The following is an 888-nucleotide window of genomic DNA, read 5'->3' on the forward strand; positions in this document are numbered from 1 at the left end:
TACTGGTCATCGACGTTACAGCCATGTAGCACATAGTAGTCTTGTCATGTGATACGTGGTCCGACCGAATTCTTCGTTTTTTTTTTTTCAAGCAGAAGACGGCATACCAGATACTACGCGTCTCGTGGGCTCGGAGATGTGTATAAGAGACAGGCAAACCACAGGCCCGCGCCGCCGCCCGTCGCCTCGCCGAGCTCCACCTCTCGCCGCTCGGCGAGCGCGTCGGCTTCACCGTCCGCGGCGAGCGCAAGACGAGCCCGCAGATGCGCGTCGAGTTCGTCACGGCGGGGGTTCTGCTGCGCCGGATGCTCGATGACCCGGGCCTCGACGACATCTCGGCGGTGATCATCGACGAGGTGCATGAGCGTGCGCTCGAGACCGACCTGCTCATCGGCCTGCTCGGCGAGGTGCGCGAGCTGCGCGACGACCTCACCCTGGTCGCGATGTCGGCGACGCTCGACGCCGCACGGATCGCGTCCGTGCTCGGTACGGACGCAGACCCCGCCCCGATCGTCGACCACCGCGTCCCCGCTCATCCGCTCACCGAGCGGTGGGCGCCGAGCCCCGCGCCGCGGCTCGATGAGCGAGGCGTCACCCGCTCGTTCCTCGACCATGTCGCCGGCACGGCGGCATCCGCTGCCCGCGACCTCGTCCGGACCGCACCCGACGCCGACACCCTCGTCTTCGCACCGGGCGCGCGCGAGGTCGCCGAGATCGCACGCCGCATCGCCGACCTCGCTCCGGACGTCGACGTGCGGCAGCTGCACGGGCAGCTGCCCTCGGCCACGCAGGACGCCGTGATCCGCGGCCGCGCCGGCCACGATCGGCCGCGCATCATCGTCACGACGTCGCTCGCCGAGTCGTCCTTGACCGTGCCGGGCGTGCGCC

Annotated in this window: 1 protein-coding gene; it reads left to right on the forward strand. The window is 69.1% G+C overall.

The annotated features are described in order from the left end of the window. Positions 1–263 precede the first annotated feature (263 nt). Positions 264–888 (forward strand): helicase-related protein (locus tag BFN01_RS14910; RefSeq protein ID WP_371261050.1); only part of this gene is annotated, 625 nt, incomplete at its 3' end.

Source organism: Microbacterium sp. AR7-10, from assembly GCF_001878835.1.
Taxonomy (GTDB): domain Bacteria; phylum Actinomycetota; class Actinomycetes; order Actinomycetales; family Microbacteriaceae; genus Microbacterium; species Microbacterium commune.